This window comes from Bacillota bacterium (assembly GCA_024655925.1).
GTDB lineage: Bacteria > Bacillota > DTU025 > DTU025 > JANLFS01 > JANLFS01.
Genome location: JANLFS010000044.1, coordinates 1 through 26,046 on the forward strand (window position 1 = coordinate 1; position 26,046 = coordinate 26,046).

Annotated in this window: 28 protein-coding genes; 22 read left to right on the top strand and 6 right to left on the bottom strand. The window is 60.3% G+C overall.

What is annotated here, in order from left to right:
* The 11 genes from NUW23_08300 to NUW23_08350 form a co-directional block, all read left to right on the top strand.
* Window positions 1–784, top strand: a 784-nt coding sequence (locus tag NUW23_08300) for a tRNA-dihydrouridine synthase (GenBank protein MCR4426170.1), incomplete at its 5' end; no start/stop codon positions are given.
* A gap of 31 nt (window positions 785–815) precedes the next feature.
* On the top strand, window positions 816–1,508 hold the full coding sequence (locus NUW23_08305) for a class II aldolase/adducin family protein (GenBank protein MCR4426171.1): 693 nt from the start codon (window positions 816–818) through the stop codon (window positions 1,506–1,508).
* Window positions 1,509–1,708: 200 nt separating this feature from the next.
* Window positions 1,709–3,091, top strand: a complete 1,383-nt coding sequence (locus NUW23_08310) for a UbiD family decarboxylase (GenBank protein ID MCR4426172.1) — start codon at window positions 1,709–1,711, stop codon at window positions 3,089–3,091.
* A 165-nt stretch (window positions 3,092–3,256) separates the two neighbouring features.
* The gene (locus tag NUW23_08315; GenBank protein ID MCR4426173.1) at window positions 3,257–4,300 is read left to right on the top strand and encodes a LacI family transcriptional regulator; all 1,044 of its coding nucleotides are present in this window, start codon (window positions 3,257–3,259) and stop codon (window positions 4,298–4,300) included.
* A gap of 34 nt (window positions 4,301–4,334) precedes the next feature.
* A complete protein-coding gene (locus NUW23_08320) occupies window positions 4,335–5,264 on the top strand; it encodes a dihydrodipicolinate synthase family protein (protein MCR4426174.1) in 930 nt (309 codons plus the stop codon).
* Between the two features lie 43 nt (window positions 5,265–5,307).
* Window positions 5,308–6,288, top strand: a complete 981-nt coding sequence (locus NUW23_08325; protein ID MCR4426175.1) for a TAXI family TRAP transporter solute-binding subunit — start codon at window positions 5,308–5,310, stop codon at window positions 6,286–6,288.
* A 1-nt stretch (window position 6,289) separates the two neighbouring features.
* Entirely contained in the window at window positions 6,290–8,167 is a 1,878-nt protein-coding gene (locus NUW23_08330) for a TRAP transporter permease (GenBank protein ID MCR4426176.1), read from the top strand.
* Between the two features lie 72 nt (window positions 8,168–8,239).
* Complete coding sequence (locus NUW23_08335; protein MCR4426177.1) at window positions 8,240–8,566, top strand: cupin domain-containing protein; 327 nt, start codon at window positions 8,240–8,242, stop codon at window positions 8,564–8,566.
* A gap of 71 nt (window positions 8,567–8,637) precedes the next feature.
* A complete protein-coding gene (locus tag NUW23_08340) occupies window positions 8,638–9,363 on the top strand; it encodes an HAD family hydrolase (GenBank protein ID MCR4426178.1) in 726 nt (241 codons plus the stop codon).
* A gap of 52 nt (window positions 9,364–9,415) precedes the next feature.
* Window positions 9,416–10,111 (top strand): DNA/RNA nuclease SfsA, encoded by a 696-nt coding sequence (gene sfsA / locus NUW23_08345; GenBank protein MCR4426179.1) that lies wholly within the window; start codon window positions 9,416–9,418, stop codon window positions 10,109–10,111.
* A gap of 16 nt (window positions 10,112–10,127) precedes the next feature.
* Window positions 10,128–10,601: a DNA-binding protein gene (locus NUW23_08350; protein ID MCR4426180.1), complete on the top strand. Its 474-nt coding sequence runs from the start codon at window positions 10,128–10,130 to the stop codon at window positions 10,599–10,601.
* 77 nt (window positions 10,602–10,678) lie between these two features.
* Here the strand turns inward: NUW23_08350 and NUW23_08355 are convergent, their stop codons facing one another.
* Window positions 10,679–11,110 carry a hypothetical protein gene (locus tag NUW23_08355; protein ID MCR4426181.1) on the bottom strand — a complete coding sequence of 144 codons (432 nt, stop codon included), beginning with the start codon at window positions 11,108–11,110 and terminating at the stop codon, window positions 10,679–10,681.
* 276 nt (window positions 11,111–11,386) lie between these two features.
* On the opposite strand from NUW23_08355, the gene NUW23_08360 reads away from it, so the two are divergent.
* Window positions 11,387–12,136, top strand: coding sequence for a hypothetical protein (locus NUW23_08360; GenBank protein ID MCR4426182.1), 750 nt, complete (start codon window positions 11,387–11,389; stop codon window positions 12,134–12,136).
* 101 nt (window positions 12,137–12,237) lie between these two features.
* On the opposite strand, the gene carB is transcribed toward NUW23_08360, so the two are convergent.
* Together carB and carA are read right to left on the bottom strand one after the other, a co-directional pair.
* On the bottom strand, window positions 12,238–15,459 hold the full coding sequence (gene carB / locus NUW23_08365) for a carbamoyl-phosphate synthase large subunit (GenBank protein MCR4426183.1): 3,222 nt from the start codon (window positions 15,457–15,459) through the stop codon (window positions 12,238–12,240).
* On the bottom strand, window positions 15,438–16,541 hold the full coding sequence (carA, locus tag NUW23_08370) for a glutamine-hydrolyzing carbamoyl-phosphate synthase small subunit (GenBank protein ID MCR4426184.1): 1,104 nt from the start codon (window positions 16,539–16,541) through the stop codon (window positions 15,438–15,440). The genes carB and carA overlap by 22 nt, the downstream gene beginning before the upstream one ends.
* A 400-nt stretch (window positions 16,542–16,941) precedes the next feature.
* Between carA and NUW23_08375 the strand changes: the two genes are divergently transcribed.
* The 6 genes from NUW23_08375 (at window position 16,942) to NUW23_08400 (ending at window position 20,415) form a co-directional block, all read left to right on the top strand.
* Window positions 16,942–17,154 carry a hypothetical protein gene (locus NUW23_08375; protein ID MCR4426185.1) on the top strand — a complete coding sequence of 71 codons (213 nt, stop codon included), beginning with the start codon at window positions 16,942–16,944 and terminating at the stop codon, window positions 17,152–17,154.
* Between the two features lie 61 nt (window positions 17,155–17,215).
* A complete protein-coding gene (locus NUW23_08380; protein MCR4426186.1) occupies window positions 17,216–17,656 on the top strand; it encodes a type II toxin-antitoxin system HicB family antitoxin in 441 nt (146 codons plus the stop codon).
* 660 nt (window positions 17,657–18,316) lie between these two features.
* Window positions 18,317–18,682, top strand: a complete 366-nt coding sequence (locus NUW23_08385; GenBank protein MCR4426187.1) for a YccF domain-containing protein — start codon at window positions 18,317–18,319, stop codon at window positions 18,680–18,682.
* Between the two features lie 156 nt (window positions 18,683–18,838).
* The gene (locus NUW23_08390; GenBank protein MCR4426188.1) at window positions 18,839–19,537 is read left to right on the top strand and encodes an isoprenylcysteine carboxylmethyltransferase family protein; all 699 of its coding nucleotides are present in this window, start codon (window positions 18,839–18,841) and stop codon (window positions 19,535–19,537) included.
* Between the two features lie 183 nt (window positions 19,538–19,720).
* Window positions 19,721–20,005 (top strand): ribbon-helix-helix domain-containing protein, encoded by a 285-nt coding sequence (locus tag NUW23_08395; protein MCR4426189.1) that lies wholly within the window; start codon window positions 19,721–19,723, stop codon window positions 20,003–20,005.
* Window positions 20,002–20,415, top strand: a complete 414-nt coding sequence (locus NUW23_08400; protein MCR4426190.1) for a PIN domain-containing protein — start codon at window positions 20,002–20,004, stop codon at window positions 20,413–20,415. Before NUW23_08395 ends, NUW23_08400 begins: the two co-directional genes overlap by 4 nt.
* A gap of 39 nt (window positions 20,416–20,454) precedes the next feature.
* Here NUW23_08400 and NUW23_08405 read toward each other — a convergent pair whose 3' ends face one another.
* The 3 genes from NUW23_08405 to NUW23_08415 all read right to left on the bottom strand — a co-directional run bounded on the left by NUW23_08405 (window position 20,455) and on the right by NUW23_08415 (window position 22,761).
* On the bottom strand, window positions 20,455–21,114 hold the full coding sequence (locus tag NUW23_08405; protein MCR4426191.1) for a class I SAM-dependent methyltransferase: 660 nt from the start codon (window positions 21,112–21,114) through the stop codon (window positions 20,455–20,457).
* 17 nt (window positions 21,115–21,131) lie between these two features.
* Complete coding sequence (locus tag NUW23_08410) at window positions 21,132–22,193, bottom strand: hypothetical protein (GenBank protein ID MCR4426192.1); 1,062 nt, start codon at window positions 22,191–22,193, stop codon at window positions 21,132–21,134.
* 109 nt (window positions 22,194–22,302) lie between these two features.
* Entirely contained in the window at window positions 22,303–22,761 is a 459-nt protein-coding gene (locus NUW23_08415; protein ID MCR4426193.1) for a hypothetical protein, read from the bottom strand.
* A 648-nt stretch (window positions 22,762–23,409) separates the two neighbouring features.
* Here NUW23_08415 and NUW23_08420 point away from each other — a divergent pair.
* From NUW23_08420 to NUW23_08435, 4 genes are all read left to right on the top strand, one after another.
* Window positions 23,410–24,753 carry a VWA domain-containing protein gene (locus NUW23_08420; GenBank protein MCR4426194.1) on the top strand — a complete coding sequence of 448 codons (1,344 nt, stop codon included), beginning with the start codon at window positions 23,410–23,412 and terminating at the stop codon, window positions 24,751–24,753.
* A 159-nt stretch (window positions 24,754–24,912) separates the two neighbouring features.
* Entirely contained in the window at window positions 24,913–25,332 is a 420-nt protein-coding gene (locus tag NUW23_08425) for a response regulator (protein ID MCR4426195.1), read from the top strand.
* Window positions 25,325–25,699 carry a response regulator transcription factor gene (locus NUW23_08430; protein ID MCR4426196.1) on the top strand — a complete coding sequence of 125 codons (375 nt, stop codon included), beginning with the start codon at window positions 25,325–25,327 and terminating at the stop codon, window positions 25,697–25,699. Before NUW23_08425 ends, NUW23_08430 begins: the two co-directional genes overlap by 8 nt.
* A 29-nt stretch (window positions 25,700–25,728) precedes the next feature.
* Complete coding sequence (locus NUW23_08435; protein MCR4426197.1) at window positions 25,729–26,028, top strand: hypothetical protein; 300 nt, start codon at window positions 25,729–25,731, stop codon at window positions 26,026–26,028.
* The last annotated feature ends 18 nt before the right edge of the window (window positions 26,029–26,046 follow it).

The window sequence follows — 26,046 nt, forward strand, 5'->3', positions numbered from 1 at the left end:
TGAGAAGATCTGCGAGGCCATTGCGAAGTGCAAACCTGTAGCTGTTGAGGAAGACTGCAAGATTGTCGCAAGTGTGGCAGGGCAATCCGAAGAAGAGACGGCCCGGATCGCGCGGGCGGCCCAGGAATCCGGAGCGGATGCGATAGAGATCAACATGGTGTGCCCGGCCACCGGACCTCATCTGGGGCCTGAGTACGAAAGGCTAGGGAAGTACTGGTCTGAAACGCCTGACCGTGCAGTCTCTGTCATCTCCGAAGTGAAGAAGAACGTGACTGTGCCGGTTTGGGCCAAGTGCACTCTGGAGAGACTCGTGAACCCCGACTTTCTGCACGAAGTCGACTCAGGCGCCCGGCCAGACGCGTACTCGTTCATCGGCGGGCGCACGCCGTGTCTGGTCATAGATGTCGAAACCGGAAAGCCCAAGTTCCCTGGGAACACCCTTCTCCGGTTCGAGAAAGGTCTTCCGGTGGTTCCCATGGTGACCGGCCCGGTCAAGACGTCGACAGTACTGCATGCCGCTTACCTGGCGAAGCTCACCAAGACCCCTCTCATCTGCTCCGGCGGTCTCTCGAGAGGCTACGATGTCATAGAAGCCCTGATGGCCGGGGCGGCCGCCGCTGGCATATCCACCGCGGTGTATCGGAAGAGGGATGTGTCTTTGGAGATTCTTCGGGAGATCGAAGAGTTCATGAACCGTAGGGGCATTGATGACCTTGGGTCGGTGGTCGGATGCGCGCTGCAACACATACCGGGCCCGCCCCTGCTAAAAGTACCTGGAGTATGAGATCCGTCCGATTGGAGGAGGCGAGACCGCAGTGTTCGAAGGCCTGCAGGAGACTGCTCTCAAGTCTGAACTGGTCCAGGCCATCAGAGTGCTGGCCAACGGCGGCATTCTGACACTCATGGTCGGGCATGCGAGCGTCAGAATGGGGGACAAAGCTTTGATCCTCGGGCATGCCCACAAGTCCGGGAAGACCCTGAACCAGGTGACTGAGGATGACATTGTTTCCATCGACCTCGATGGCAGTCTCGTGGAGGGAAGACTCGCCCCGCCCGGTGAACGGTTCATCCATTCTGAAATCTATCGCGCCCGGCCCGACGTGGGTGCCGTAGTCCACGCGCACCCTTTGGCTTCGCTCCCGTTCGGCGTAGCCGGCGTCGACGTAATCCCGGTGTTCGCCCGGGCGGTACCCCTCGGGCCGAGAGTCCCAGTGCTAGATTATCCAGGTCAAATTGACACCGGAGACAAGGGAAAGATGGTTGCACAGGCCTTGGGTTCCGGCAAGGCCCTCCTGCTCAGGGGACACGGCACGGTCGTCGTCGGAGATACATTGGAGGAGGCATGCGTAAACTCATTCATGCTAGAGATGAACGCTGAGGTGCAGTTCCGAGCGACCCTACTCGGTCAAGTGAAAGCCGTCACCCCTGAAGAGGCGGGAGTTTCTCAGAATGCCAGAGGCTACAAGCCAACGAGCGCGTGGTCCTATTTCGTGGACAAATACGCGTGAGACCGTTTGGCCATTGTTAGCGTCCCCTCCATCGTCTCCGGTGTACTCGATTCTCCCGGTTGGCCGAGTATCCACACTCATTCAACCGCCACAGCATCACTTATCGGCTGACCCGGTCGGCGACTTCAGACTGCGCCGGCCCAGATGGCAGGACACCCTCCTTTCCATGCCGAATAGGCATGAGCAACGGAGGGATGACAATGCCCAAGAACCTGAGAACCTACGTTGCTGACCTCAAGGCCGCGGGTGAGAAAGCCTTTCTCGCCACGCAGCAGCCTGTTGATGCAAAGTTCGGTCTCACCGCCGTCCTCCAGAAGCTGGAGCAGCAGGGGCGGTACCCAGCCGTCCTCTTCCAGAGAGTGGTCGGCAGCAAGATGCCTGTGCTGGCGAACGTGTTTGCGTCTCGAGCGGGACTTGCCATGGCGCTCGGGGTCCCTCCTTCCGCGCTCAACTCCCGCCTGCGCGAGCTTGACGCTGCCGCCATCCCGCCCAAACGAGTCGAAGCCCCCCCGTGCCAAGAGGTAGTGCTCAAGAGTCCCCGCGCGTCCCTCTCCGTCCTTCCGCAGATATGGCACAACTCGGGCGACGGCGGCCCGTACATCACCGGTGGGTGCGCCGTGACCGCCCATCCGGACACCGGGGTGACCAACCTTGGAATCTACCGGTTGATGATCAAGGATGACAAGCGCATGACGGTGCACCTCTCGGAGACAAGTCACGCTGGGATCCTGCTCGAGGAGTACGCACGGCTCGGAAGGCCTATGCCCATCGCGATTGCCATCGGGCATCACCCAGCGTTCTACCTTGCCGCGGTCTCCTTGGGCCCATACGGCGCGGATGAGTACTCGCTCGCCGGAGGGTACCTGGGTGAGCCCGTCACGGTGGCCCGCGCCGTAGAATCGGGCCTCGAAGTCCCGGCCGAGTCGGAGATCCTGGTGGAAGGAGAAATTGTCCCGGGCGAACTTGACCATGAGGGGCCTTTCGGTGAGTTCACTGGCACCTATGGCCAGGTGCTGACGAATCCGGTCATCACCGTGAAGGCCATCACCATGCGACGCGACCCTATCTTCCTTGACATCTTTTCCGGCCACGCTGACCATCAGGTGCTTGCCGGAACCCCACGGCTTTCGTGGGTTTTCAGAGCAGCGCGTGCGGCGTGCCCGACTCTCTCGGAGGTATACATGCCGCCCTCTGGGTGCTGCCGGTTCTTCTGCTTCGTCTCCATAGACAAGAGGTTCGAAGGTGAGCCCAAGAATGTTGCCATGGCCGTGTTCGCGGCGGACTCCTGCGCGAGGTATGTGGTGGTGGTGGATGAGGACGTAGACGTCTTCGATGAGGAGGCAGTGATGCGAGCGATCGCCACCAACGTCCGAGTTCCGGCCGACACGTTTCTGGTGGAGAGGACCAAAGGCAGCCCACTGGATCCCACTGCTCAGGACGGACTGCTCGTCTCCAAGCTGGGGATAGACGCGACCCGCAAGAAGTCCGCGTCACGCAAGACGGTCTCTGTCGAGGAAGCCCGGGCGGTGGACCTCGACACAGTCTTCGGTCCAGCCTGGCGCGACGGACACTGCTGCGTTTGAGGAAAATCGAGCCCAGCCAGGAGGATTCTGCGCGCAGACGTAGAACTATACTGTGTGCCTCGTAGAAAACGTTTACTATTCCTCCGCCTGGGCATTTTCTTTTTGGCCCGTAGAAAACGTTTACTACGGCTTTCGGTGACTGAGACACAGAGGAGGCGGAGTCGCATGGCAGCAGGAAAGAGCGCGTCTCTGCTGGATGTGGCGCGCGCGGCCGGGGTATCGCTCGCGACGGCATCCCGTGTGCTCAGCGGGAGCGGATACCCGGTGAGCGCAGAGACTGCCCGCAAGGTGATCTCAGCTGCTGAGAGGCTCGAGTATCAGCCGAACATGCTTGCGAGGAACCTGAAGAGACAGAGAAGCGACGTGGCGGGCCTCGTAGTCCGCGACATGGCCAATCCATATTTCCTCGAGATCACCCGAGGGGTCACTGAACGAGGAAACCAGCTCGGCCTCATGATCATCATCTGCAATACCGCACGAGATGCCCGCGTTGAGCTTGAATACCATGAGATGCTGTGGGAGCACCAGGTCGGGGGGATTATCCTGGCAGGCGGGGGCAGACGCGGGGCGGACTTCCGGAACGCCCTGACCCGGCAGGCAGAGCGGTTCCGGACGAAGGGTCGACCTCTTGTGGCTTTGGCGCCCCAGGGCATTGATCTTCCAGGGGTCATGGTCGACAACAGGCGCCTCGGGCGGATGCTGACAGAACACCTCCTGGGCTTGGGCCATGCGGAGGTGGCGTTCATCGGGGGACCTGAAGACGTGGTGACCAGCTACGAGCGGTACCTGGGGTACAGGGATGCACTCAGGGATGCGGGGATACCGGAGTCGCCGCATCTTGTCAGATGGGAGTCGTTCATCTGGGACGGGGGTTACCGCGCGGCTGTGAGCCTTGTTGAGGCCGGGGCTAGGTTCACGGCTGTCTGCGTATCCAACGATAGCATGGCCCTTGGTTGCCTGCAGGCTCTGAAGGAGAGGGGGATGCGGGTCCCCGAGGACGTGTCAGTGGCCGGCATGGGGAACCTTCCGTTTGCTGAGTACTCCTCGCCCGCGCTGACAACCGCTGCCATACCCCTCTACGACATGGGAGCGCGAGCGGTTGACCTTGTGAACCAGGCCATGCATGGGGAGTCCCTCCCCGAGAGATCGGTTCTTTTGGATCCGGTCCTGGTGGAGCGGGCTTCCACGGGTCCGAGTCCGGGTAGATAAAAGCGATTCCGTCAGTTCAGAAAGGAGATGTGCAATGGGAAAGCAAGAATGGTCAGGTGTGTTTCCCGCGATAGCAGTCCCGCTTAAGTCGGATTTGTCCATCGACGAGCCGGGGTTCAGGCGGTATGTTCGGTGGCTCGCGGGGATTGACGGTCTCAAGGGGCTAGTGGTAAACGGACACACCGGCGAGATTACCTGCATGAGTCGGGAAGAGAGGAAACGGCTTGCCCAGATCGCTGTGGAGGAGGTGGAAGGCAAGCTCTCAATCGTCTCCGGGGTATCGAGCGAGAGCACAGCTGGAGCCATCGAGGACGCCCTCGCGGCGCAGGAGGCGGGCGCGGCGGGGATCCTGCTCATGCCGCCCCATCTCTGGCTCAGGTTCGGCATGAAGAAGGCCGCGCCGGTCAAGTTCTTCAGCGACGTAGCGTCGGCCATCGACATCAAGATCATTGTGCACCTGTACCCTGCATGGTGCAAGGCCTTCTATCCCGTGGAGACCCTGCTCGAAATGGCCAAGATCCCAAACGTGGTAGCGGTCAAGATGGGAACCCGAGACATGGCCAAGTACGAGAATGACGTGCTGGTGTTGAAGAAGAACGCACCCCACATTGCGCTTCTGTCCTGCCACGATGAGTACCTGCTCCCAACATTGATCCTTGGGGCGGACGGGGCGCTGGTCGGATTCGCCGGGTGCGTGCCCGAGCTCATTGTGGCCTTGTGGCGTGCGGTGGAGAAGCAGGACATGAAGGAAGCAGTCCGGCTCGAGGAGAAGGTCTTCCCGATGAAGAAGGCCATATACGGCATGGGCGAGCCGTCAGGTGAGGCACACGCCAGGCTGAAAGAGGCGCTCTTCCAGATGGGGATCTTCGATGCCGCATACATGCGCCCGCCGGTCATGCCCTTAGACGATGAGGAGAAATCCCGGGTGACTCAGGCGCTTCGGGAAGTCGGACTGATTAAATAGGTTCGAAGCCGCTACATAGCTATTCCATGCGGAGGTGTGCCAAATGAAGAAGGCTTTCCGGTCCTCAAGGGCGGCAGCTCTCCTTTCGGTGCTCGTGCTCATGGCGGTTGTCGTCGGCCCGGTTGCGGCGAAGGTTCAGATGCCCAGGTTTCTGACAATAGGAACAGCCGGGATCGGCGGTGCTTACTATCCGATCGGTGTGGCCATGGCCGACCTCTTGACCAAGCAGATTTCTGGCACTAACGTAACGGCGCAGGTCACTGGGGGTGCTGTCGAGAACGTCAAGCTCGTCTCAGACAGGTCTCTCGATCTCGCGATCACCCAGAGCCCGATGGCGTACGCCGGGATGCACGGGACGGCTCCGTTCGACAAGAAGCACACGAACGTTGCGACCCTCTTCTCCGGTCTGTCTGAGGGTGTCTTCCACGTGGTTGCGCGGCAGACTCCGGACATCAAGTCCATTGCAGATCTCAAAGGCAAGAGGGTCGTGATGGGGCCTGCAGGCGGCGGGGCCATCAACGTCATGGTCGACGTCCTGGCTTGTTACGGCCTGACTCTCTCCGACATCAAGGCGACTTACATCTCCTACGAGGAAGGCTGCACCGCACTGGGCGACGGGCAGGTGGATGCGGTGATAGTCCAGTCTGCTGCGCCCGCCCCGGCCATCAACCAGCTCGCGGCGGCCAAGAAGCCGTTCCAGGTGCTGTCCATCGAGGATCAGATCGTGCGTAAACTGATCACTGACTTCCCTTACTACGGTGACATCAAGCTTCCGGCGGCCATGTACGGAACGGCCCGGGACGTCTATACCATCTACACTACAAACATGGTAATCGTCCGGCGCGACTTCAGTGATGATCAGGTGTATGAGATGACGAGGATCCTGTTCGAGAACATTGACGCCGTGAAGAACTCGCACCCGTCGGCGAGGGGCCTCACCCTAGAGAAAGCGGTCCGTGCTGTTCCAATACCATTGCATCCAGGTGCGGAAAGGTACTTCCGCGAAAAGGGAGTGCTGAAGTAGGATGAGCACCTCGGGAAGCAGGGGCCTTCAGGATGCGGTTCTACGGGCCGTCCTCGTGGCGAGTTCGCTGATCTTCTTCTACACGGCGGGGTTCGGGCAGTTCTCAGCCACGACCCAGCGGGCGCTCCACTGGACTTTCATGTCCTCGGCGCTGTTCCTCACATACCGGACGAGGCCTCGGGGCCGGGAGACTGGGCTCTCAGCGGCCTGGGACGGTATGTGGCTTCTGCTCGCCGTGGTCACGGGGTTGTACATACTCCTTACATGGTCGAGTCGGACGCTCAAGGTTGGGGACGCGCCGACGATGGATATCATAGTGGGCATCGCGGCCGTGCTCGTGGTCTTCGAGGCCACTAGGCGAGCCACAGGTTACTTCCTCGCCACGACGGCAGCGGTCTTCCTCGCCTACGCCCTGTACGGCCCCTACTTCCCGGGGTGGCTCGGCCACAGGGGGATCTCCTTCTCCAGGATGATCTCGTTCCTGTGCTTCACTACAGAGGGCATCTTCGGGATCCCCCTTGGCATCTCGTCTACCTATATTGTTGTGTTCGTCCTTTTCGGCTCGTTTTTGGAGAAGTTCGGGGGCGGGCAGTGGTTTGTGGACATGTCGTACGCCGTGGCGGGGCGGTACCGCGGCGGTCCCGCGAAGACGTCGGTCATCTCAAGCGCGCTCATGGGGATGCTCTCCGGGGCTCCGGTTGCGAACGTGGTGACCACGGGTACGTTCACGATCCCACTGATGAAAAAGGTGGGCTACAAGCCCTGGGTTGCCGGGGCGGTCGAGGCGGTTGCGTCCACCGGCGGGATGTTCACTCCTCCGGTCATGGGGGCGGGCGCTTTCATAATGGCTGAATACCTGGGCACCACATATTCGAAGGTGGCGATCGCCGCAGCGGTACCGGCGTTTCTGTACTACTACGCCCTGATGCTTGCGGTGGACGCCCACGCGGTCCGAGGGGGGCTGAAAGGGCTTCCCGGGTCCGAATTGCCGAGTGTAAGGCGGACTATGGCGGACCGGGGTCACCTGGCAATCCCTCTCATCTTCCTCATATCCGCCATCCTGCTTGGTTGGAGCCCCATGAAGGCCGCATTCTGGGCGAGCATCCTCACAATCGCAGTGGCGTTCTTGAAGGCCAACACCAGGCCCAACCTGTCCGCCTTCCTGAAGGCATTGGAGAGCGGCTCTCGGGAGGTCGTCCCGATCGCGGCCGCGTGCGCCGCGGCGGGCATAATCGTCGGCTCCATATCCATCACCGGCCTGGGTCCCAAGATCTCCAGCAGTCTCATGGAGTTGTCCCGGGGCAATGTCATGCTTGCACTGTCGTTCACAGCCCTTGCCACCTTGATCCTGGGCTGCGCCATGCCTCCCACAGCAGTATACATCATCGTCGTGGCAATACTGGCACAACCCCTGCAATCCATGGGCCTGATGCCCATCGCGGTTCACCTGTTCATCTTCATCTTCGCTTCTGTCGCCGCCCTGACCCCGCCCGTGGCCATCACGGCCTACGCGGGTGCTGGCATTGCCGGGGCGGACCCCAACCGGACGGGCTTCACAGCGTTCCGGCTGGGCCTTTCCGCATACATCATCCCGTTCATGTTCGCCACTGCCCCTGCGCTAATCATGCAGGGCGATGTGTCCGCGGTGGCGGCAGCGGTCTTGACTGCTCTCTTCGGGGTGAGCTGCCTCGTCGCGGCGGTGGAAGGGTTTCTAATGTGCAAGTGGTATACACTACCCAGAGTGTTGCTGGGAACAGCCGCGCTCCTGCTCATTAGGCCCGGCCTCAGGACAGACCTGGTGGGGTTGGCGCTCGTCGCGTCCGCTGTAGCGCTCAACATGGCGTCAACCCGGGGCGTCGGTATTCCGCGATCTGGCTGAATCGTGGTATCCTCTGTGGTACAGAGGCCTGGCCGGTGTGCCCGGAGAGCGGAATAAGGGAGAGATGCGCAGGTGTTTTTCAAACGGCAGGACATACCCGTCGACACCATGCTCCCGGGGGTTTCCCGAAGGATCATGGCGCACGAGAGCAAGCTCATGATGGTGGAAGTGTATTTCGATGCCGGGGCGGTGGTGCCCGCTCATGCTCACCCGCATGAGCAAGCAAGTTATGTAGTAAGCGGAAAGGTCAGAGTAAATGTAGGCGGGAAGGAAGCCGTGTGCGAGGCCGGGGATAGCTTCTTCTCCAAGTCCGGCGTGGAGCACAGCGTGGCCGCCTTCGAGCGGTCAGTGGTAGTGGACGTGTTCACTCCGCAGAGAGAGGATTTCCTGAAGAAGTAGCGGCGTTGGTCGCGCCCCACTCGGGAGCGTGATTCGAAATCAGAAGACAAACACACGGCTGAGGTGATTGCGTGGTCCGCACCGTCATGTTCGATCTGGACGGGACTCTGATCCATTTCGAGTTCGAAGGATTTATGAGGGCCTACCTTGCAGCTGTTGGCGCCCGAGTTGCTCCGGTGATGGATCCCAGGCGGTTTGTCTCGCAGCTGTTGAAGTCGACGGAGGCCATGATGGCCAACCTGGACCCAAACCGGACGAACCAGGAAGTCTTCATGGAAGACTTCTTCTCCAAGATGGACCTTCCTCAAGATGTCCTGATGCCGGTCATAGATTCATTCTACCGCGAAGACTTCCCGAATCTCGCCGGCACGCTCGGCATAAGGCCGTTGCCTGCCGCCAGGCCCGTGTTGGAGGACCTCTTCCGCCGGGGATATGAGGTCGTAATCGCTACGAACCCGGTGTTTCCGCGGGTAGCCACGGAGGAGCGCTTGCGATGGGGCGGAATTGGAGACCTCCCATTCAGGCTGGTAACTGTGTATGAAGACTGCCATTTCTGTAAACCCAACCCCGAGTACTACGAAGAGGTGCTGTCGATGATCGGGCGGAAGCCCGAAGAGTGTATCATGGTGGGAAACGACGTCGACGAGGACCTTGCCGCCGGGGAACTAGGCATCAAGACCTATCTCGTCGAGGATTGCCTGATGGGAAGCGGCGCGCTGGGCTTCAAGCCTGATTACCGAGGCAAGTTCAACGACCTGGTTGGGTTCTTCATTTCCGATGAGTTCGCAAAGCTTTAGAATGGAAGCGACGGGCGGGGGGCGTATCTGTGTAGAGAGGGCCGAGCCTCCTTTGGCGGGCCTCTTTGTGGCCAGGCCCAACCGGTTCCTGGGCGTAGTATCGGTCGATGGTGTCGAGATAGAGGCCCACATAGCGGATCCGGGCCGCCTTGAGGAGTTGTTGGTGCCCGGGCGGCGGGCGTGGGTTTCTCCGGCGCCGGAGGGCGCTCAGAGCCGCCGGAAGACCCAATTCGACATGGTGGCCGTGGAGTCCGGCCAAACAATCGTCTCCGTGGATACGCAGGTTCCCAACAGACTCGCGCTCCTCGGGCTTCGCGAAGGGGCCTTCGAGGGGCTGCAAGAGTACCGCGAAATTGCCAGGGAATGGCGGTACGGCAAGAGCAGAATAGACTTCCGACTCTCAGGGGACCAGTTGCCTGACTGCCTGTTGGAAGTGAAATCGGTAACCCTAGTCGAAGATGGCCGGGCCCTGTTCCCAGACGCCCCCACCACGCGAGGCGCTAGGCACCTCGGAGAACTCGCTTCGGCGTCCCGTTCGGGACTCAGGGCGGAAGTACTGTTCCTGGTTCAGCGAGATGATGCCAGGGAATGCGCGCCTAACGTTCGCACAGACCCTGAGTTCGCGGAAGCCCTTTACCTCACAGCCGCGGCGGGGGTGGGGGTCCGCGCCCACATATGTCACGTAACTCCCGGCAGAGTCTGCCTTGGCCCGCCCATCCCTGTTGACATTCCCGGGTGGGCGCCATGAGGAAGGAGGGTATCGGGTGCAGGACCGAGTTCAGAGCAAGAGCGGCAAGCGGGGCAAGACCGTAGTCTTTCGGCTCGGGCCAGGCGTTGACCTCATGGAAGGGCTGACTCGCGTGTGCTTGGAGCACGGCATCAAGAGCGGAGTCGTGAATTCGTGCGTAGGTAGCCTCAATGGATGCAAGCTATTCACCCCCGTCATCCTGCCGGACTCCAAGTTCGGCGCGGGGTACGGCGATCCCATTGTCCGGGAAGGGCCCATTGAGCTCCTGTCCGTCAACGGGATGGTCTGCTTTCTTGAAGACGGCCGCCTTGCCCCGCACCTACATTTCGTCGTCAGCGACGAGCGTGGAAACACCTTCGGCGGGCATCTTGCGAATGAAGGGAACAGATGCCTCATAACGGTGGAAGGCTCCATAACCGAGTTCGAGGGCGTATCCTGCGTTCGCCGCTACGACGAGGAGACAGAGCTTGTGATGCTGTCGCCCGAATAGGCCGGCGCGCGGGCCAGCGGGTTTGGGCCGCCCCGGACGGTTCCGCCTGCGCCCGAGCTCATCCCGCGCCCACCGTCCTACGGTCTAAGCTCGTGCCCTTCCTGGGTTTTCGCCGTGCCGCGCGTCGTCCTGAACCTTGCGGCCTCGTCCCGCAGATACTCAGGGAGCACGTTCAAAGGGTATACACCTTCAGCTATCTCATCAAGCCACCACCACCAATACTCCTTGGGCGGCGGATTCTTTCCTCGGAAGTTACCTGCGCGCTTCTCATCATAGACCGGGCTCTGCGAGATCTCGCGTGCATGTTCGATCAGGGCCGCGTCGGCATTGTGCACCACCTCGAGCTGTTCTTCGGTTAGGGAGCTGAGCCTATGTTCCAGCTCGTCACGCTCTTCAAGTCGGGACGAGAAGAACTCTGCGCCCCCGACCCTATCCTGATGCCATCCTCTCTCTGTGCCCGAGCTATAGGCGTCCACCACGTCCTGGGTGGCTTTCTCCCTCAACGACATGTGTTCATCCTCCCCCATGAATCGCAATTGCGCCTGCCTGCCACTGTGCTATGTTGCCCAAAATCCGGTTCCTCGACGCCGCGGACGGGCTGCGCAAGGCTCCTGTGATTTGGCACGCTAACGGGGAGTTAACAGAGACGGTTGGCCATGTTTGCGAGATAGCCGAAAGAAAGAGTCCGGCGAGTGGCCTAATGAAACAGAAATGTGAGAGCAGGCAACGAATTACTTGCTCCGGCTTTCCGCCAGATCACACACTGTTTACGGGAGGGAGTCCAGTTGAGAAAAGGTCTCGTCGTAGTCCTTGGAGTCATATTCCTGCTTGTCTGGGGCGGAGCAAGCGCATTTGCAAAAGGTCTCGAGGTCGGTGCCAGTGTCCAGTATGGTTCCCTGAAAATATCGGACCATGACAACTACGACAGGTACGGGAGCCGGATTCCAATGGGCACGGTATCCGCGAGCTACGAGGTTGTTCCAGGTGTGAAATTATCGGCAGAGTACAGCCTCGGCGGAGTGACTCTCGATGAGCCGGACGATAACGACATAACCACCTACGGCTACCAGAATCTGAAAGTATCCGGTGCCTTCAGGATCTTGGAGAACGTTGACCTCCTGGCAGGGTGGTCATGGTTCAGCTCCAACTATGTGGACACTTGGTACAGCTCCGACTGGGAAGTGAAGAATACCGGCAGCGGGTTCAAGGTCGGTTTCGCAGCCAGCGTCCCAGTGACGAACAGCATCTCGGCCTCTGTTCGCTATGCTTTTCTGCCCTACGTGTACTCGGAGACCTTCACGGGATACTCAGAATATCCGACTACAGCGTCGGTAGATGAAGAGCCGACTGAGAACTACGTAGGTATCGGGCACGAACTTGAGGCCAAGCTGAACCTCTCCTTCAGAGGCGGACTGGCTGTGCAAGTGGGCTACCGGACAGAGGTCTATAATGGCGCATCAGATTGCTGCATAGACTACGTCCATGATCGAGCGGGTTTCAGTGGCCTGTTCGCAGGCGTCACCTACAGCTTCTAAGCTCGGAAGGTATCAGCAGAGTCAATGGCGATGGGGGCAGTGGGTTCATCCGCTGCCCCCATTGAGCTTCTTCCGGGGCATACCAAACTGCCGCGTCCCCCTCACGGCCTCTGCTTCGCGTAGTCCTGCACTGGCACGAGCGCGTAATCTCGTCCGGCGACTCTTGCCTCGAGAGCCTGTATGACCGCAGCCGCGGTGTCGAGAGAAGTGACGCAGGGGACACCCATCTCAGCTGCAGCCCGCCTTATTCGGAATCCGTCTCGGCCGGGGTCTCCTCCCCGGGTGAAAGTGTTGATCACGAGATGCACCTGATTCGATCTGATAAGATCCAGGGCATTCGGCGAGCCCTCATGGATCTTCACCGCGAACCCGGCATTGATTCCCGCTTCTTTGAGCGCCCTCTGTGTTCCTTGTGTCGCCACGATGTCGTACCCCAGTTGCGCCAGCCTTCCGATCAGAGGGACGGCTTCTTGTTTGTCCCTATCGGTCACCGAAACCAGGACCGTCCCGGAGTCGGGCGGGGCGTATCCGGCAGATACGATGGCCTTGTAAAGGGCGGTAGGATAATCCTCCGCGACTCCCATGACCTCGCCTGTGGATTTCATCTCCGGGCCGAGTGACACGTCCACGTTCGAGAGCTTGGCGAAGGAGAAGACCGGCGCCTTGACCGCGATGTACTTTGGCTCGGGCCATAATCCTCCCTGGTAGCCCATCTCCCGAAGTGTCCTTCCCAGGCTCACCTTTGTGGCCAGGTTGACCATGGGCACTCCGGTGATCTTGCTCAAGTATGGGACGGTGCGGCTCGAACGCGGGTTGACCTCGATCACGTAGATGACTCCATCTTTCAGGACATACTGAATGTTGACTATCCCGCGGACTCCGAGCGCACGGGCTATCCGGCAGGTGTAGTCGACCACCCGGGACTGGGTCTCATGGTCCAGGCTCCGGGGAGGGCACACTGCGATGCTGTCGCCTGAATGAACGCCGGCGCGCTCCACGTGCTCCATGATGCCGGGGATCAGCACCGTCTCCCCGTCCGCTATCGCATCCACCTCAAGCTCCAGGCCAGCCAGGTATTTGTCTATCAGAACGGGGTGGTCGGGCGATACCCGCATGGCGGTAGTGACGTACTCGCGGAGCTCGGCCCGGTCATGGACGATTCCCATCGCGCGTCCGCCCAGGACATACGAAGGTCTGACGAGCACGGGGAAGCCGACCCGGTCCGCGGCTGCTATCGCCCCATCCAGGGACATGGCCGCCCCTCCAGGTGGACGGGGTATGTCCAATTCAGCAAGGAACGCGTCAAACTTCTCCCTGTCCTCGGCCAAATCGATGCTGCGGACCGGAGGGCCCAGGATTCTGAACCCCGCGCCGGCGACGGGCCCCGCCAGGTTTATGGCAGTCTGCCCGCCGAACTGCACGATCACCCCTTCTGGCCGCTCCTTCTCGAGGATATTGAGGACATCTTCTGGCACGAGAGGTTCGAAGTAGAGCCGGTCGGAGGTGTCGAAGTCCGTGCTCACGGTCTCTGGATTGCAGTTGACTGTGATCGCCCGGATGCCCTCCTCCCGCAAGGCCCAGACTGAGTGGACGGAGCAATAATCGAACTCGATGCCCTGCCCGATCCTGATAGGGCCGGAGCCCAGGACAACCACCTTGCGCCCATCTATTCCGGAGGCTTCGTCCTCGTCCTCGTAGTCGGAATAGTAGTATGGTGTGTCTGCCTGGAACTCCGCGGCGCAGGTGTCCACCAGCTTGTACACAGGGGTGATCCCGTTGCGCGAACGGTGCCCGCGCACCCAGGCCTCATCCTTGCCGACCGTCCTGGCAATTGTCGCGTCCGAAAGGCCTGTCTTCTTGACCTGCCTCAGAAGACCGGGTGTGAGATTCTCGGCACCCGCCCTGGCAAGCTCCTGTTCAGCACCTGTTATATTCTTGATCTTGTTCAGGAAAAACCTATCTATTCCGGTCAGCTCGTGGATCTCGTCGATGCCGAGGCCACGGCGCAGACCTTCTGCTATGTAGAGGATCCTCTCGTCATCCGGAACGGCAATGTGCGCCCGTACCTGCTCGTCGTTCATCTCGGCAGCCTTGGGCGGGACAAGGCCGGGAAGCCCGATCTCAAGGGAGCGCACGGCTTTCAAGAGCGCGGACTCGAACGTGCGCCCGATGGACATCACTTCCCCGGTTGCAGTCATCTGTGTGCCCAGGCGCCGGTCTGCGGTGGAGAACTTGTCGAAAGGCCAGCGAGGGAACTTCACTACTACGTAGTCCACGACTGGCTCCGCGCACGCAAGTGTCTTTCCGGTTACGCTGTTCTGGATCTCGTCCAGGGTGAGGCCGATTGCGATCTTCGAGGCGACTTTGGCTATGGGGTAACCAGTGGCCTTAGATGCCAGGGCCGAGGACCGGGAGACTCTGGGGTTGACTTCAATCACGTAGTAGTTGAAGCTGCCCGGGTCGAGCGCGAACTGAATGTTGCACCCGCCCTCCACCCCGAGTTCGCGGATGATCCGAAGAGAGGCGGTCCGAAGCATCTGGAACTCCCGGTCGCTCAAGGTGAGCGTCGGCGCCACCACTATGCTGTCTCCGGTGTGGATGCCCATAGGGTCCACGTTTTCCATGCTGCAGACGACGATGCAGTTGTCCCGAGCGTCCCGCATGACCTCGAACTCGATCTCTTTCCACCCGGCAACGCTCCGTTCAATCAGGACCTGGCGGATCAGGCTCATCTTGAGGCCTTTTGTCGCTGTGTGCCTGAGCTCGGCCTCATCACCGACGATCCCGCCGCCGGTGCCGCCCAAGGTGTAGGCCGGCCGGACCACGACAGGGTACCCCACGGTCCCGGCGAACTCAAGAGCCGCGTCGACAGAGGAGACGATGGTGCTTTCGGGGACGGGTTCGCCTATGCCTTGCAGCATCTCCTTGAACAAGGCCCTGTCCTCGGCTTTTTGGATGGTGGAAAGAGGTGTGCCGAGAAGCCGCACGCCTGCCTGTTCCAGGACCCCAGACTCTGCGAGTTCCTTACCAAGGTTCAGTCCGGTCTGCCCTCCCAGGGTGGGAAGAAGTCCGTCGGGGCGTTCCTTGAGCAAAACCCGGGCTACGTGCTCCGGAGTGAGGGGTTCAATGTACACGCGGTCGGCCATGTTAACGTCAGTCATTATGGTTGCCGGGTTGGAGTTGACCAGGATCACTTCAAGGCCTTCCTCGTGGAGGGCGCGACAAGCTTGGGTGCCTGCGTAGTCGAACTCAGCGGCCTGGCCGATGACTATCGGGCCGGACCCTATGACCATTACTTTCTTCAGATCGCTGTTGCGAGGCATGTTTCCTCCGTCTCCTGCTTGAGAAGGGCGATGTATTCGTCGAACAAGTAGTTGGCGTCTTTGGGTCCGGGCGCGGCCTCCGGGTGGAATTGTGTTCCCACGATCGGGAGGTCGGGATGCTTCAGCCCTTCAACCGTCCCGTCGTTGAGGCTTCGGAACGTCACGATCAGGCCCGCGTCTTTCAGGGATTCTTCATCCACCGAGAACCCGTGGTTGTGGGAGGTGATTATGACACGGCCTCGTGCGACGTCCAGCACAGGGTGGTTAGCCCCTCTGTGTCCGAACTTGAGCTTGTAGGTGCGGGCGCCCAGGGCGAGGGCGAGGAGCTGATGACCGAGGCATATGCCCATGACGGGGATTTTACCGAAGAACTGCCGGGCGGTCTCAGCCACGTGGGCCGCCTTCACTGGGTCCCCGGGACCATTTGAGAGAACTAGGCCGTCCGGCCGACAGGCGGCGATGGTGCTGCTGTCGGTGCCGGCTGGGAAGACAACTACCTCACATCCTCTGGCATTCAAGCACCGGGCGATATTCCCCTTGGCTCCGAGGTCTATCACTGCAATCCGGGGTCCCGGGCCGGGGAACGTATGGATGTGTGACCCCGTAACCTCCAGGATAAAGTCCTGCTCACTCAGGTGAGGGAGGGTTCGTGACTGCTCGACCAGAGCGGTCCCAGCAATGTCACCCGTGGCGATGATCCCCCGCATGGTGCCGTTGGTGCGAAGCCGTCTCGTGATGGCCCGGGTGTCTACACCGGTCAGCCCGACGACGCCCCGCTCTTTCAGAAAGCCATCCAGGGTGCCTTCAGACCGCCAGTTGCTCGGCGTCTCGCACGCATCGCGAACTACGAAACCACGAACATATGCTCTGTTCGATTCGAAATCCGCATCGCAGATGCCGTAGTTCCCGATGAGCGGAGATGTCATCACTACGATCTGCCCGCAGTAGGAGGGGTCCGTCAGCACACACTCATACCCAGTCATGCCGGTGTTGAACACTACTTCTCCCCAGCTCTCCCCAGGCGCCCCGATCGCGCGTCCGCGGTAGATCGAGCCGTCTTCGAGCGCTAAAACCGCCTGCATCATATGACCTCCCGGGTATCCGTCGTCCGGCTCTCCTGGCCGACCAACGACAATCGCTGCCGTATATTGATGCATGGTGCATCGCGTAAACAACCCTATTGTGACCTAGTTTACCCCGAGAAGAGGACGGTGTCAATGATAAAGATACTATTAATGCGCATCAATATGCATTCCAGAGCGTGTGTTTCAACCAACTCTGAGGCTGTCGCTCTTGCGGGGGTTTGAGCCCTCTGAGAAAACGTCGTCTTCCTGATCGTTATGCCGCCAGCCCCGGGTGCGTGCAATTATCGTAGGGAACGACGACTAGAAGCCAAGGTAGATCTGCGCATGCGCGACCGCGGGCACAAAAGTGATATCCTCGTCGAAAAAGCCCTGAGCTGGCCTGTCGAGGAGGATACAGATGAACAGCAGTACTATTATCGCAGCACTAGCGCAGATAGCCGATAGGTTATTTGAGGAAGGCACAGATGGCCGCCACAGGGTTACGTTTCATGACATCGAGGTCGCGACGAAGCTCGCGGCGCGTCAAATTGAGGAGTTGTTGCTCCAAGCTCGGTTGGATGAAGTGGGCCACTGCGCTTCATGGTTACCATCGTTGATAGCCACCCTATGAAGGCTCCATATGTGAGGTTTGGCCTTGATGCTATAAGAGGAGATAGAGGAGGCTGCGCGTGATGACGGCCAGTGGGAGGGATCACCTGTTTGGCTACAGCGTGCGGCTGGCCCGGATCACCGAGGCGGATGAGGGCGGCTGGTTGGCCGAGGTGCTTGAACTGCCCGGATGTGTGTCTGATGGTGAAACCCCCGGAGACGCCTTAAACAACGCGAGAGAAGCCACAGAATGCTGGCTCGCTGCGGCAAACGAAGACAGAGATACGCCTCCTGGCCCCAGGCATCACGAGGACACTGAGTACAGCGGCAAGTTCACGCTGAGGCGGCCTAAGTCTCTGCACAGAGCTTTGAGCAAGCAGTCTGAGCGCGAGGGTGCCAGCTTGAACCAGCTTGTTCTCTCAATGATATGTCTTGCCTTTGGTGTTGGCTGGAGCAGGTTGGATCAACACGGTGACCAGCCAACGTGTGCGGCTTCCAAGGAGGTTCATACGGACTCAAAATGACCCCGAGATGCCGAGATGCGTGGACCGCAAGCCTGAGACCATGAACGGGGTAGCTGCGCCGTCTGATGACGACTATCGAACGCCCCCGTCGTAGACGTAGAGTGCTTTCCGCAGATAGGGAACAGGAGGGTCCGGCAAGTGGGAGACTGCCCCCTTCAAAGCCCTGAGACTCGACGGCGGCGTCCCCAAAGCGGATGGGCCAAATAATGCCGGACCCGGGGCCCACATGCGCCACCCCCGCCCCGCCCTACAGCTTGGTCCAGGACATGTCGATCCATGCCTCTCAGAGGTGCTCGTAGAAATGGACGATGACCTCATGGATGCCTTCTTCCATGTATCGTTTGGCGGTATGGACCCCATAGTCCTGGTCGTACCATGCATCAATGGTCCGTTCTCCGTCCACTGGAGACTCTCAGAGAACGGGATATGGCCTGTCATACGCACGGAGAAGTTGTCGATCCACACCCCAGGCGCCGCATTCCGTCGAGAAGTTGTCTTAAGGTACTACGTACTGGGCAGGGGAACTTGTGCGAATGACAGGATTTCTGACAACAACGCATAACCTGAGATTGTCCTGTATAATGATAGCGGCGACCGATTCGGGCCGCCTTTCCTCCGATGCAGAGCAATCCTCAGACCAGTCGAGTTAGGGGCGTTGTCATGTCGACCATCGGCAATATCATCTGGTTGGTTACCGGTGGCTTCGCCGGCGCCATTCTGTGGTGCATTGCAGGGATGCTTCTCTGCATTACGATTGTGGGCATCCCATTCGGGATTCAGTGTTTCAAGATAGCCGGACTTCAGCTGACTCCTTTCGGCAGGAGGGTAATAGGCGACGGCGGCGGAGCCGCCATGAGCGTTCTTGGCAACATAGTGTGGATTGTTCTCATCGGATGGGTTCTTGCTGTTGCACATGTTGCCATGGGGATTGCTTTTGCGGCGACCATCATCGGGATACCCTTCGCCGTGCAGAGTTTCAAGCTAGCCGCATTGTCGCTTGCGCCATTCCGCAAACGCGTGGTGTGAAGCCTCCTCACAACCGTGCCAGCAGTCAGTCCTTGCAACCGGGCGATGCCCTGGGCGCAGCGTCAGGACCTAAGCGGGCAGAGACGCTCAAGCGCGGTGGGTCAAGCAGGACAGGGCAGGGTACTCGCCAACGTTCGGACGGGGAGGAAGGGCCTTGTGAATCAGCGCACGCTCGGGGATGTCAGAGAGCGGGCATTGCGTGGCATGGCGAAAACGATTGCGTCCGCTCTTGTCGTCGGCTTGCTCCTGTTTGTGTCGGCAGGCCGGCTGGACTGGGTCATGGGGTGGGCATACGTTGGATTATCCTTCATCGGAATAGCTGCAAGTGCCCTGGTTGTGGATCCTGAGTTGCTTGCAGAGCGCGCCGAAATCGGGCGCGGGGTCCAGGCGCTGGATGTTCTGCTGGCAATCATCATGGCGAGGCTGGGCCCGGTCGCAATCTCAGTCGTAGCTGGCCTGAATCTGCGGTTCCGCTGGCAGCCCCGGATTTCACCTGGAATCCAGGGGATGGGCGCAGTGGCGGTACTTCTCGGTTATGTCGTCACCCTCTGGGCAATGGCCTCAAACAGGTTCTTCTCGGGAGTGGTCCGAATCCAGACGGAACGGGGACACGCCGTCGTCACCTCCGGCCCCTACGCCCTAGTCCGACACCCAGGATATGCGGGAGTGATTCTTGCCACGCTCGGTGCGCCTTTGATGCTTCGCTCGGCATGGGCGCTGGTTCCCGCCGCAGCTACAGTATGTGTGATAGTCGTCAGGACAGTGCTTGAAGACCGGACTCTACTGAGGGATCTTGCGGGGTATCGGATCTATTCCGAACGCGTCCGGTATCGCTTGCTGCCGGGAGTCTGGTAGGGTAGCGGGAGGTATTTAGTTGCGGCGCGTGTGTCGACACGTGACAGTCAGAGCATTGTATCGGTACCGGCCAGTTGAGTCTCGGACTGTCCTCGTGGGAATGGAGCCGTTGCACGAGTGATGTTGACGCCATCGCCCCATGATGTTATGATACGTACGACATCATGGCGGGAGGCGAATGGTGTGCATCTGACACGCAAGCAAATCTACCTCACCCCTGAACTTGATGAACACCTCAAGAGACTTGCATTGGCGACCGGGAATTCGGAGTCGTTCGTTATCAGGGAGGCCTTGGCCGAGTACGTGGCGAAGGCTGCCAAGGAGGCCGATCAGTGCGACAACCCGCTGGCGAAGTTGCTAGCTCTGGACGTCGACTGCAAAGCGACCGACGGCAGCCGGGAGCACGACCGCGATCTCTACAGGTCGTATACGAGGCCGCCCGAGGGTCCCAAGGGGTGCGCGAGGTGAAAGTGCTGGTTGATACGAGTGCGTGGATAGCGGTGCTGGTTCCTTCAGACGCCCATCATGCTCATGCAAAGGGAGTATTTGCTGACCTTCTGGCAGGCAACGCGTTGGTCGTCACGTCGAACTATATCATCGACGAGACTGTGACCTGGCTGCGCATGCACGCCAGCCACACAGCTGCGGTGTCGTTCCACGACACTATTACCCAGTCGCAGGAGCATAATCGACTGCATCTGGCGTGGGTCACTGAAGCCGTCGAAAAAAAGGCCTGGGACCTGTTCACGAGGCACCCTGGCCTCAAGCTGTCACTCACCGACTGCACTAGCGCCGTTTTGGCCGCAGAGCTCAAGCTGCCCATATGGTCATATGACAGCGATTTCGTGGCGCTTGGCTGCCAGGAATGGGCCAGCTAGGGATCGCGGCGCTCAGAGAACCGGCTGCCGGGCAGTTCCTTACGGCGCATCGGCACACACTTGTGCTACTATAACAGCATTCTCACATTCTCTCCACTCCACGTCCACCTCGCTGAACCCCGACTCGCGCATGAGGCTCACGGCCGTCTCTACGCTCGCGGGCACGTCTATGTGATAGACCCCCGCGACCTCCTCCGCGGCGACGCCCATGGCCGCAGCACGTTCCTCAAGCGACTGTCGATATGTTGCCTCACTGGCTGAGTCGACGAACCAGTCGGCTTCTATGTACTTGCCTCCGGGCTTGAGGGCGCGTCGTATCCTTCTGTACAAACCCGCTCGTCGGGAGGGTAGCAGATGATGGATGGTGTTGACTGCGAGAATGTAATCGTATGCTCCATCGGGCAACGCCCCGGTCAGGTGTGATCCCCGTACCGCCCGGATCTGCGCGGCGCGTTCACGATGCGAGGCTCTGAGCCGCTCCAGCATCTTAGCGGATAGAGCTACCACGTCAACTTGGGCGCGGGGCGCTCGGGCGAAGACCCCGACAAGCTCCAAACCGGTGCCGCATCCCAGGCCGCATACTGCTATCGGTTCGTCCGTGGGGTCTATCGCCGCGGGGACGATGCGGGTGTAGAACTCCTCGAAACCCGTAGTCTCATGACGTCCGGACTCCTTCTCCTCAGCCCATGAGCGTTTCATGTGCTCCTCGTAACCCTCTACTCGGGCATCGAAGAAGGCCCCATTTCCTCAGCCTCAGGGCGATCCTGGCCCATCACGAAACGGACCGCCCTCGTCAGGCGCTCGGGGAAGTCCTTGGGGAACGTATGCGCCATGCTCTCTACAACTTCCATGCGGCAAGGCACGCCGTTGTTGTCCAGGGCGTACTGAAGTTCCGACGTCTCGGCAAGGAATTGGTCCCGCTCGCCAGTGATTATGTATCCCCTAACGCCACGTTCAGCCGCCGACCTTATGCAGGGGGCGAACATCTCCGCGCTGCGAACCGCAGGGACGATAGCGATGAATCCGCGTGAAGGCAGGGACACCCGTCCGGGCACATACGATTCCCGGGCGCCTCCCGCGAGCGACAGGGCTATCGCAAGCCTTCCGCCCTGAGATGCGCCTGCAAGCACCACCCGGCCAGTGTCGAATCGGCGCGACGCGCGGAGTTCGACGAAGGCCTGCACTGCTTCTGCCTCCCCTTTGACCTGGTCGTCCCAGCAGTATTCGCCTCTTGCATATAACTGGGAAGACTGCGCCGAAGCCAGAAGAAACCCAAGGTCCTCCGCTGCAGGTCTGAAGCGCTCGATGAACTCGGGTCCGGATCCACCGCGCCAGTGAAACGCGAGCATCAGCGGAGGGACGCCTTGCTCGGTCGCGCCATCGCGCCCGTGAGCGGCGATAAGCTGGTCTGGAGGGTCAAGAGTGAATACTTCAAGCCTTGCGTTTGCCTGCGCCTCCTGCCAGCGCCTGCCGCTTTCCGCCAGGACCTTCGCCATCCGGGGCAGAGCTCGCGCCGCCTCGAGGTCCGGCTCTTGGAGAAGCGTAGACTCTGCCCACCACGCGCCATGGGCTAAACCCTGGGCTAGGGAGGACACAGCCTCTTCAGGCCGCCCCATGAGGCTGAGAAGGCATGCCCTCCAATACGCTGTCTTGGTAGTCCGGTCGGGGTAGGATCGAGCCGCCGACTCGGCGATTTCGAGCGCGCCGGCGAAATCCTTCGCCGCGTAAAGGTCGAACATCCAGGCCTGTAGCTCTTCGAAGGACGCGTGATCAGCCATAGGATCACCTCTTGGCGGTGAGTATTCGACCGGGGTTCGACCATTCCTTTCGGCACCCTGGGAAATGGGATCCTCGACAGGGTGCGTCGGCCCGGCCCCCCAGCGGCAATTACCTGCCCCCGGACTGGCCGCCCGATGAGCTGTGTTTACGGGTGACAAGATAGTAATAATAAGTGAGAGCGACGACCGCCGCGGATAGGATAGGAGGAAGATCGTCTGCTGCCGTGGCAGATACGGATTTTCCGACTATGGCTCCGCCGAGGCGCCCCTCCACCCGGCCCCCGGATACTATAAGGTCGCAGTCGAATCCAATTACGTCTCCCCCAACCCTGCCCTGTATGTGTTGGGCGCCGTGGAGAGCGATGTCTCTGCCGGCGATGCCGCCTCCGAGGCGCCCGGAAAGGGAATCCTCGGTATACTGGAACTCGGCGTCTTTCCCTATGATGCCGCCGCCGATCCTGCCCGTCACCCGGCCTGACCTTTGGTCGACCGAAAGGTCAACGTCGGCGCCGCGTATGAGCCCACCTATGCGCCCCCTGATGTAGGACGCGGAAGTCGAGACATCCACGGTGAAGCCCCCAATCAGCCCTCCGACTCGGCCACTGATCCTTCCGATGATACCACCTCACTCCTTGATCCACGCCCACGCCACCCGGTTGCCCGACATCGCGGTCTTGCCAATGCTCGGTTCGAACAGGCAGCCAAGCCAGGCCAGAACCCCCACATGGCATAGGTAATATGTGCCCGGGCTCGGAACTGGCTGCTCGCGCCAGGCCGTACACCCTCGCAACGATTCTGTCCGAGCTCGGGCTCCTTAACGTCACCGCGTCCAGCGCGCGCTGGATTGTTGCGGCGGCCACCGCCCGGTCAGCGTCAGCGATGTCCGGACCGGTGAAATCGCCGTGCCCCGGAACGACGGTAGTGCACAGAAGTGCCCCGACCTTCCTCATCTCGGTAATCCTCATTATACCATCGGCTGCCACTCCGAGATATCATCCGAAAGAGGTAGCCACAGAGTTGGGCGGTGTATGACAGCGGAAGTTCATCCAGCTTCCCCTGGTTCTCGGACGTCCCACAGGCCCACATCACAGGATCTCTCGAGTCTCATGCCAGAAGCAGACAGGTTGCTGGCCCCATAAAGGGAAGGTGAAACTCCGCGGGATGAGTATTGAGTAGTCTGAGGCAATCAGACCTATTTCGAAACGGAGGGCTTGAGTTGAGTAGCGAAACCGCTGGCAGTGACGTGAGTTCGATTCGGGCGCAGGTCAAGCTGTCACATGGAATGCTCCCAGTGGGCAGGCCCGGGAGGCTTTGGGCGTTGGTCACCTTGTCCGCCGACAAGGCGGCGATTGCGGGGTCCGGTGGCGAGGCCAAGGTGAAGCGGCTGCCGGTCAATATCAATGTGGTGCTCGATCGAAGCAGTTCGATGGCCGGGCAACCGCTTGAACAGGTGAAACAGGCGGCTAAGTTCCTGGTGGAACAGGTTGGAGCGGACGACTTCATGTCGGTGACCGTGTTCGACCACTATGTGGACACGGTCTTCCCGGCTCAGCGCGTGGTCAACAAAGATCTCCTGAAAGCCGCGATCCACTCGATTGAAGAGGGCTGGAGCACCAATCTCTCAGGCGGACTGCTTCGGGGCTATGAAGAGGCGCTGAAGGAATGCAGGCAGGGGCAGGTCAATCGGGTTCTGTTACTCACCGACGGGATGGCGAACGTAGGGATAACGGATCCCGCGACTCTATCCGCAAAAGCCCGTGCGCTGCTCGAAAAGAACGTGTCGCTCTCCACCATAGGGGTCGGCCTCCATTTCAACGAGGACCTCCTCATTGCCCTCGCTGACGCGGGCAATGGGTCCTACTACTATGTGAAGAGCGCTGAGCAGATCCCCAATGTTTTCGCAGCCGAACTCAAAGGGCTGCTGTCAGTGGTTGCGCAGGGCATCGCCTTGAAGGTGGACGGGCTTTCGGGCTGCCGGGTCACCATGGTGTACGGCTACGAGCCGTCGTTCACAGATAACGGCGCGTCCCTCTCCCTGCCCGACATGTTCCGCGATGAGGAAAAACGCTTGGTTGTGGAACTCTCGTATCCCGCGCTGCCCGGGGGGGAACACCCTCTGCTGCGCTTGAGTCTGTCGTATGCAGACGCATGCCGGACCCTTGCTCACACCAGTCTGGAGATCACCGCGAAGCTTGTTGCGACAGCGGACGTAAGCGAGCCCCATGAACCCGATTTTGAAGTGATCAAGGTCGTCGAACTTACAAGGACCGCCACAGCCAAGGACAGGATCGCTGAAGCGATGGATCGGGGCGACTACTCCCAAGCCCAGAATATTGTGGAAGAACGCCTGTCGGTTCTGGAGAGCCTGGCGCAAGCCGAGCGGGCGGACGATGAAGCGCTGCATGAAGAGATCGCCACTCTTCGCCAGTTGGACATGGGACGCTTGAAAGATGCCGATGACTCTCTTGTGGCAGAGACGCGCAAGGACCTTCGGAGCCAGAGCTACCAGGTCATGCGAGGTCAGTCTAATTACCGATCTCCCAAGCAAGCGGGGGACTAGGTGTTTGTGGGAGTCAAGGCCGCCGTGCGGAGGGTTTTCCACGGCTCAGGGCCACATGCCAGTGGGTTTCCGTGCAGCCCAGAATCGTGTCCCCGAGGACTTCCCGCGGCTCAGGCGAAGATGAAACAGGCTGCTCGCATATTGGGGGGGTCGGCGCGGTTGGCCTTCGAGAAGATCCTTGTTGTGGATGACGACCCCCCCATCGCGGACCTGGTCGCCTTGAACCTACGGAAACAAGGCTACGACGTAGCCACGGCAGGCTGCGGCGAAGAGGCGATCCAAGCCGTCGGGCATGGCGATTTCTCACTAGTCGTCCTCGACATAATGATGCCTGGGATGGACGGCTTCGAGACCCCGTCGGAGATAAGGAAACGCTCGGACATCTCCGTGATCCTCCTGAGCGCGAGAGGGGACGAGCCTGACAAGATCATCGGATTCGGGCTCGGGGCGGACGACTATATCACCAAATCCTTCTCTCCGGGCGAACTCGGCGGCGAGAGTAAGAGCCCACCTTCGGCGATACAGAAGCGGCGCCGGGCGGGGAGCGGCGACCCATCCACCGGGACAAGACTTGGATAGCCCATCTGACCCAGGCGATGCCGGGAGGTCCAGCCGGGACGCGGCCCGCAGCCGAACCTCCTCTGGAGTGAGGGACTTCGGCGACCTCGTAATCGACTCTGGGGCGCGCCGTGTGACCCTGCGGGCGAACCCAGTCGAACTGACGAAGACCGAGTTCGACATCCTCCTCTTACTCTCGGAGAGCCCCGGTCGAGTCTGCACGCTTGAGCAGATCTACCGAAACGTGTGGAAGGACGAGTACATCGGCGCCGCCAACACGGTGATTGCCCACATAAAGAACCTCAGGAACAAGCTGGGAGAGAGTCCACGTGACCGCGGTTTCATCGGGACAGTGTGGGGCGTGTGCTACAAGTTCGCCGAGGACTGACCGGGTCCAGAGGAGGAGGCGAGGCGAAGGTGACGCCGGCAAAGAGCATGACCGGGCGCAGGGGTCGGAGAGTCTCGGTCATGGTGAAACTGGCAGCCATTACTCTAGTTGCTCTTGCGGTTGCGCTGGTACTGATCAGCCTGGAGATTGGGCCAGAAACGCGAGTGAGCGAGGATGAATTCCGCCGGGAGTCCGGCGCCATGATCCGCAGCATTCATCGACTGGCCGAGGCCGGGAGGCTCTCAGAGCGGGAAATAGCCCGCGCGGTCCAGGATGTGGCCCCTCGAGTGCCCGGGATCATCAGCACTTCCGCAAGGCATGAGAGCTAACTGGAGTGGAGATGTTGG

Excerpts from the sequence above, each read along its gene's own strand:
- NUW23_08310 (MCR4426172.1), top strand. The coding sequence starts at position 1,709 with ATGCCCAAGAACCTGAGAACCTACGTTGCTGACCTCAAGGCCGCGGGT.
- NUW23_08315 (MCR4426173.1), top strand. The coding sequence starts at position 3,257 with ATGGCAGCAGGAAAGAGCGCGTCTCTGCTGGATGTGGCGCGCGCGGCC.
- NUW23_08320 (MCR4426174.1), top strand. The coding sequence starts at position 4,335 with ATGGGAAAGCAAGAATGGTCAGGTGTGTTTCCCGCGATAGCAGTCCCG.
- NUW23_08325 (MCR4426175.1), top strand. The coding sequence starts at position 5,308 with ATGAAGAAGGCTTTCCGGTCCTCAAGGGCGGCAGCTCTCCTTTCGGTG.
- NUW23_08330 (MCR4426176.1), top strand. The coding sequence starts at position 6,290 with ATGAGCACCTCGGGAAGCAGGGGCCTTCAGGATGCGGTTCTACGGGCC.
- NUW23_08355 (MCR4426181.1), bottom strand. The coding sequence starts at position 11,110 with ATGTCGTTGAGGGAGAAAGCCACCCAGGACGTGGTGGACGCCTATAGC.
- carB (MCR4426183.1), bottom strand. The coding sequence starts at position 15,459 with ATGCCTCGCAACAGCGATCTGAAGAAAGTAATGGTCATAGGGTCCGGC.
- carA (MCR4426184.1), bottom strand. The coding sequence starts at position 16,541 with ATGCAGGCGGTTTTAGCGCTCGAAGACGGCTCGATCTACCGCGGACGC.
- NUW23_08375 (MCR4426185.1), top strand. The coding sequence starts at position 16,942 with ATGAACAGCAGTACTATTATCGCAGCACTAGCGCAGATAGCCGATAGG.
- NUW23_08380 (MCR4426186.1), top strand. The coding sequence starts at position 17,216 with ATGACGGCCAGTGGGAGGGATCACCTGTTTGGCTACAGCGTGCGGCTG.
- NUW23_08385 (MCR4426187.1), top strand. The coding sequence starts at position 18,317 with ATGTCGACCATCGGCAATATCATCTGGTTGGTTACCGGTGGCTTCGCC.
- NUW23_08405 (MCR4426191.1), bottom strand. The coding sequence starts at position 21,114 with ATGAAACGCTCATGGGCTGAGGAGAAGGAGTCCGGACGTCATGAGACT.
- NUW23_08410 (MCR4426192.1), bottom strand. The coding sequence starts at position 22,193 with ATGGCTGATCACGCGTCCTTCGAAGAGCTACAGGCCTGGATGTTCGAC.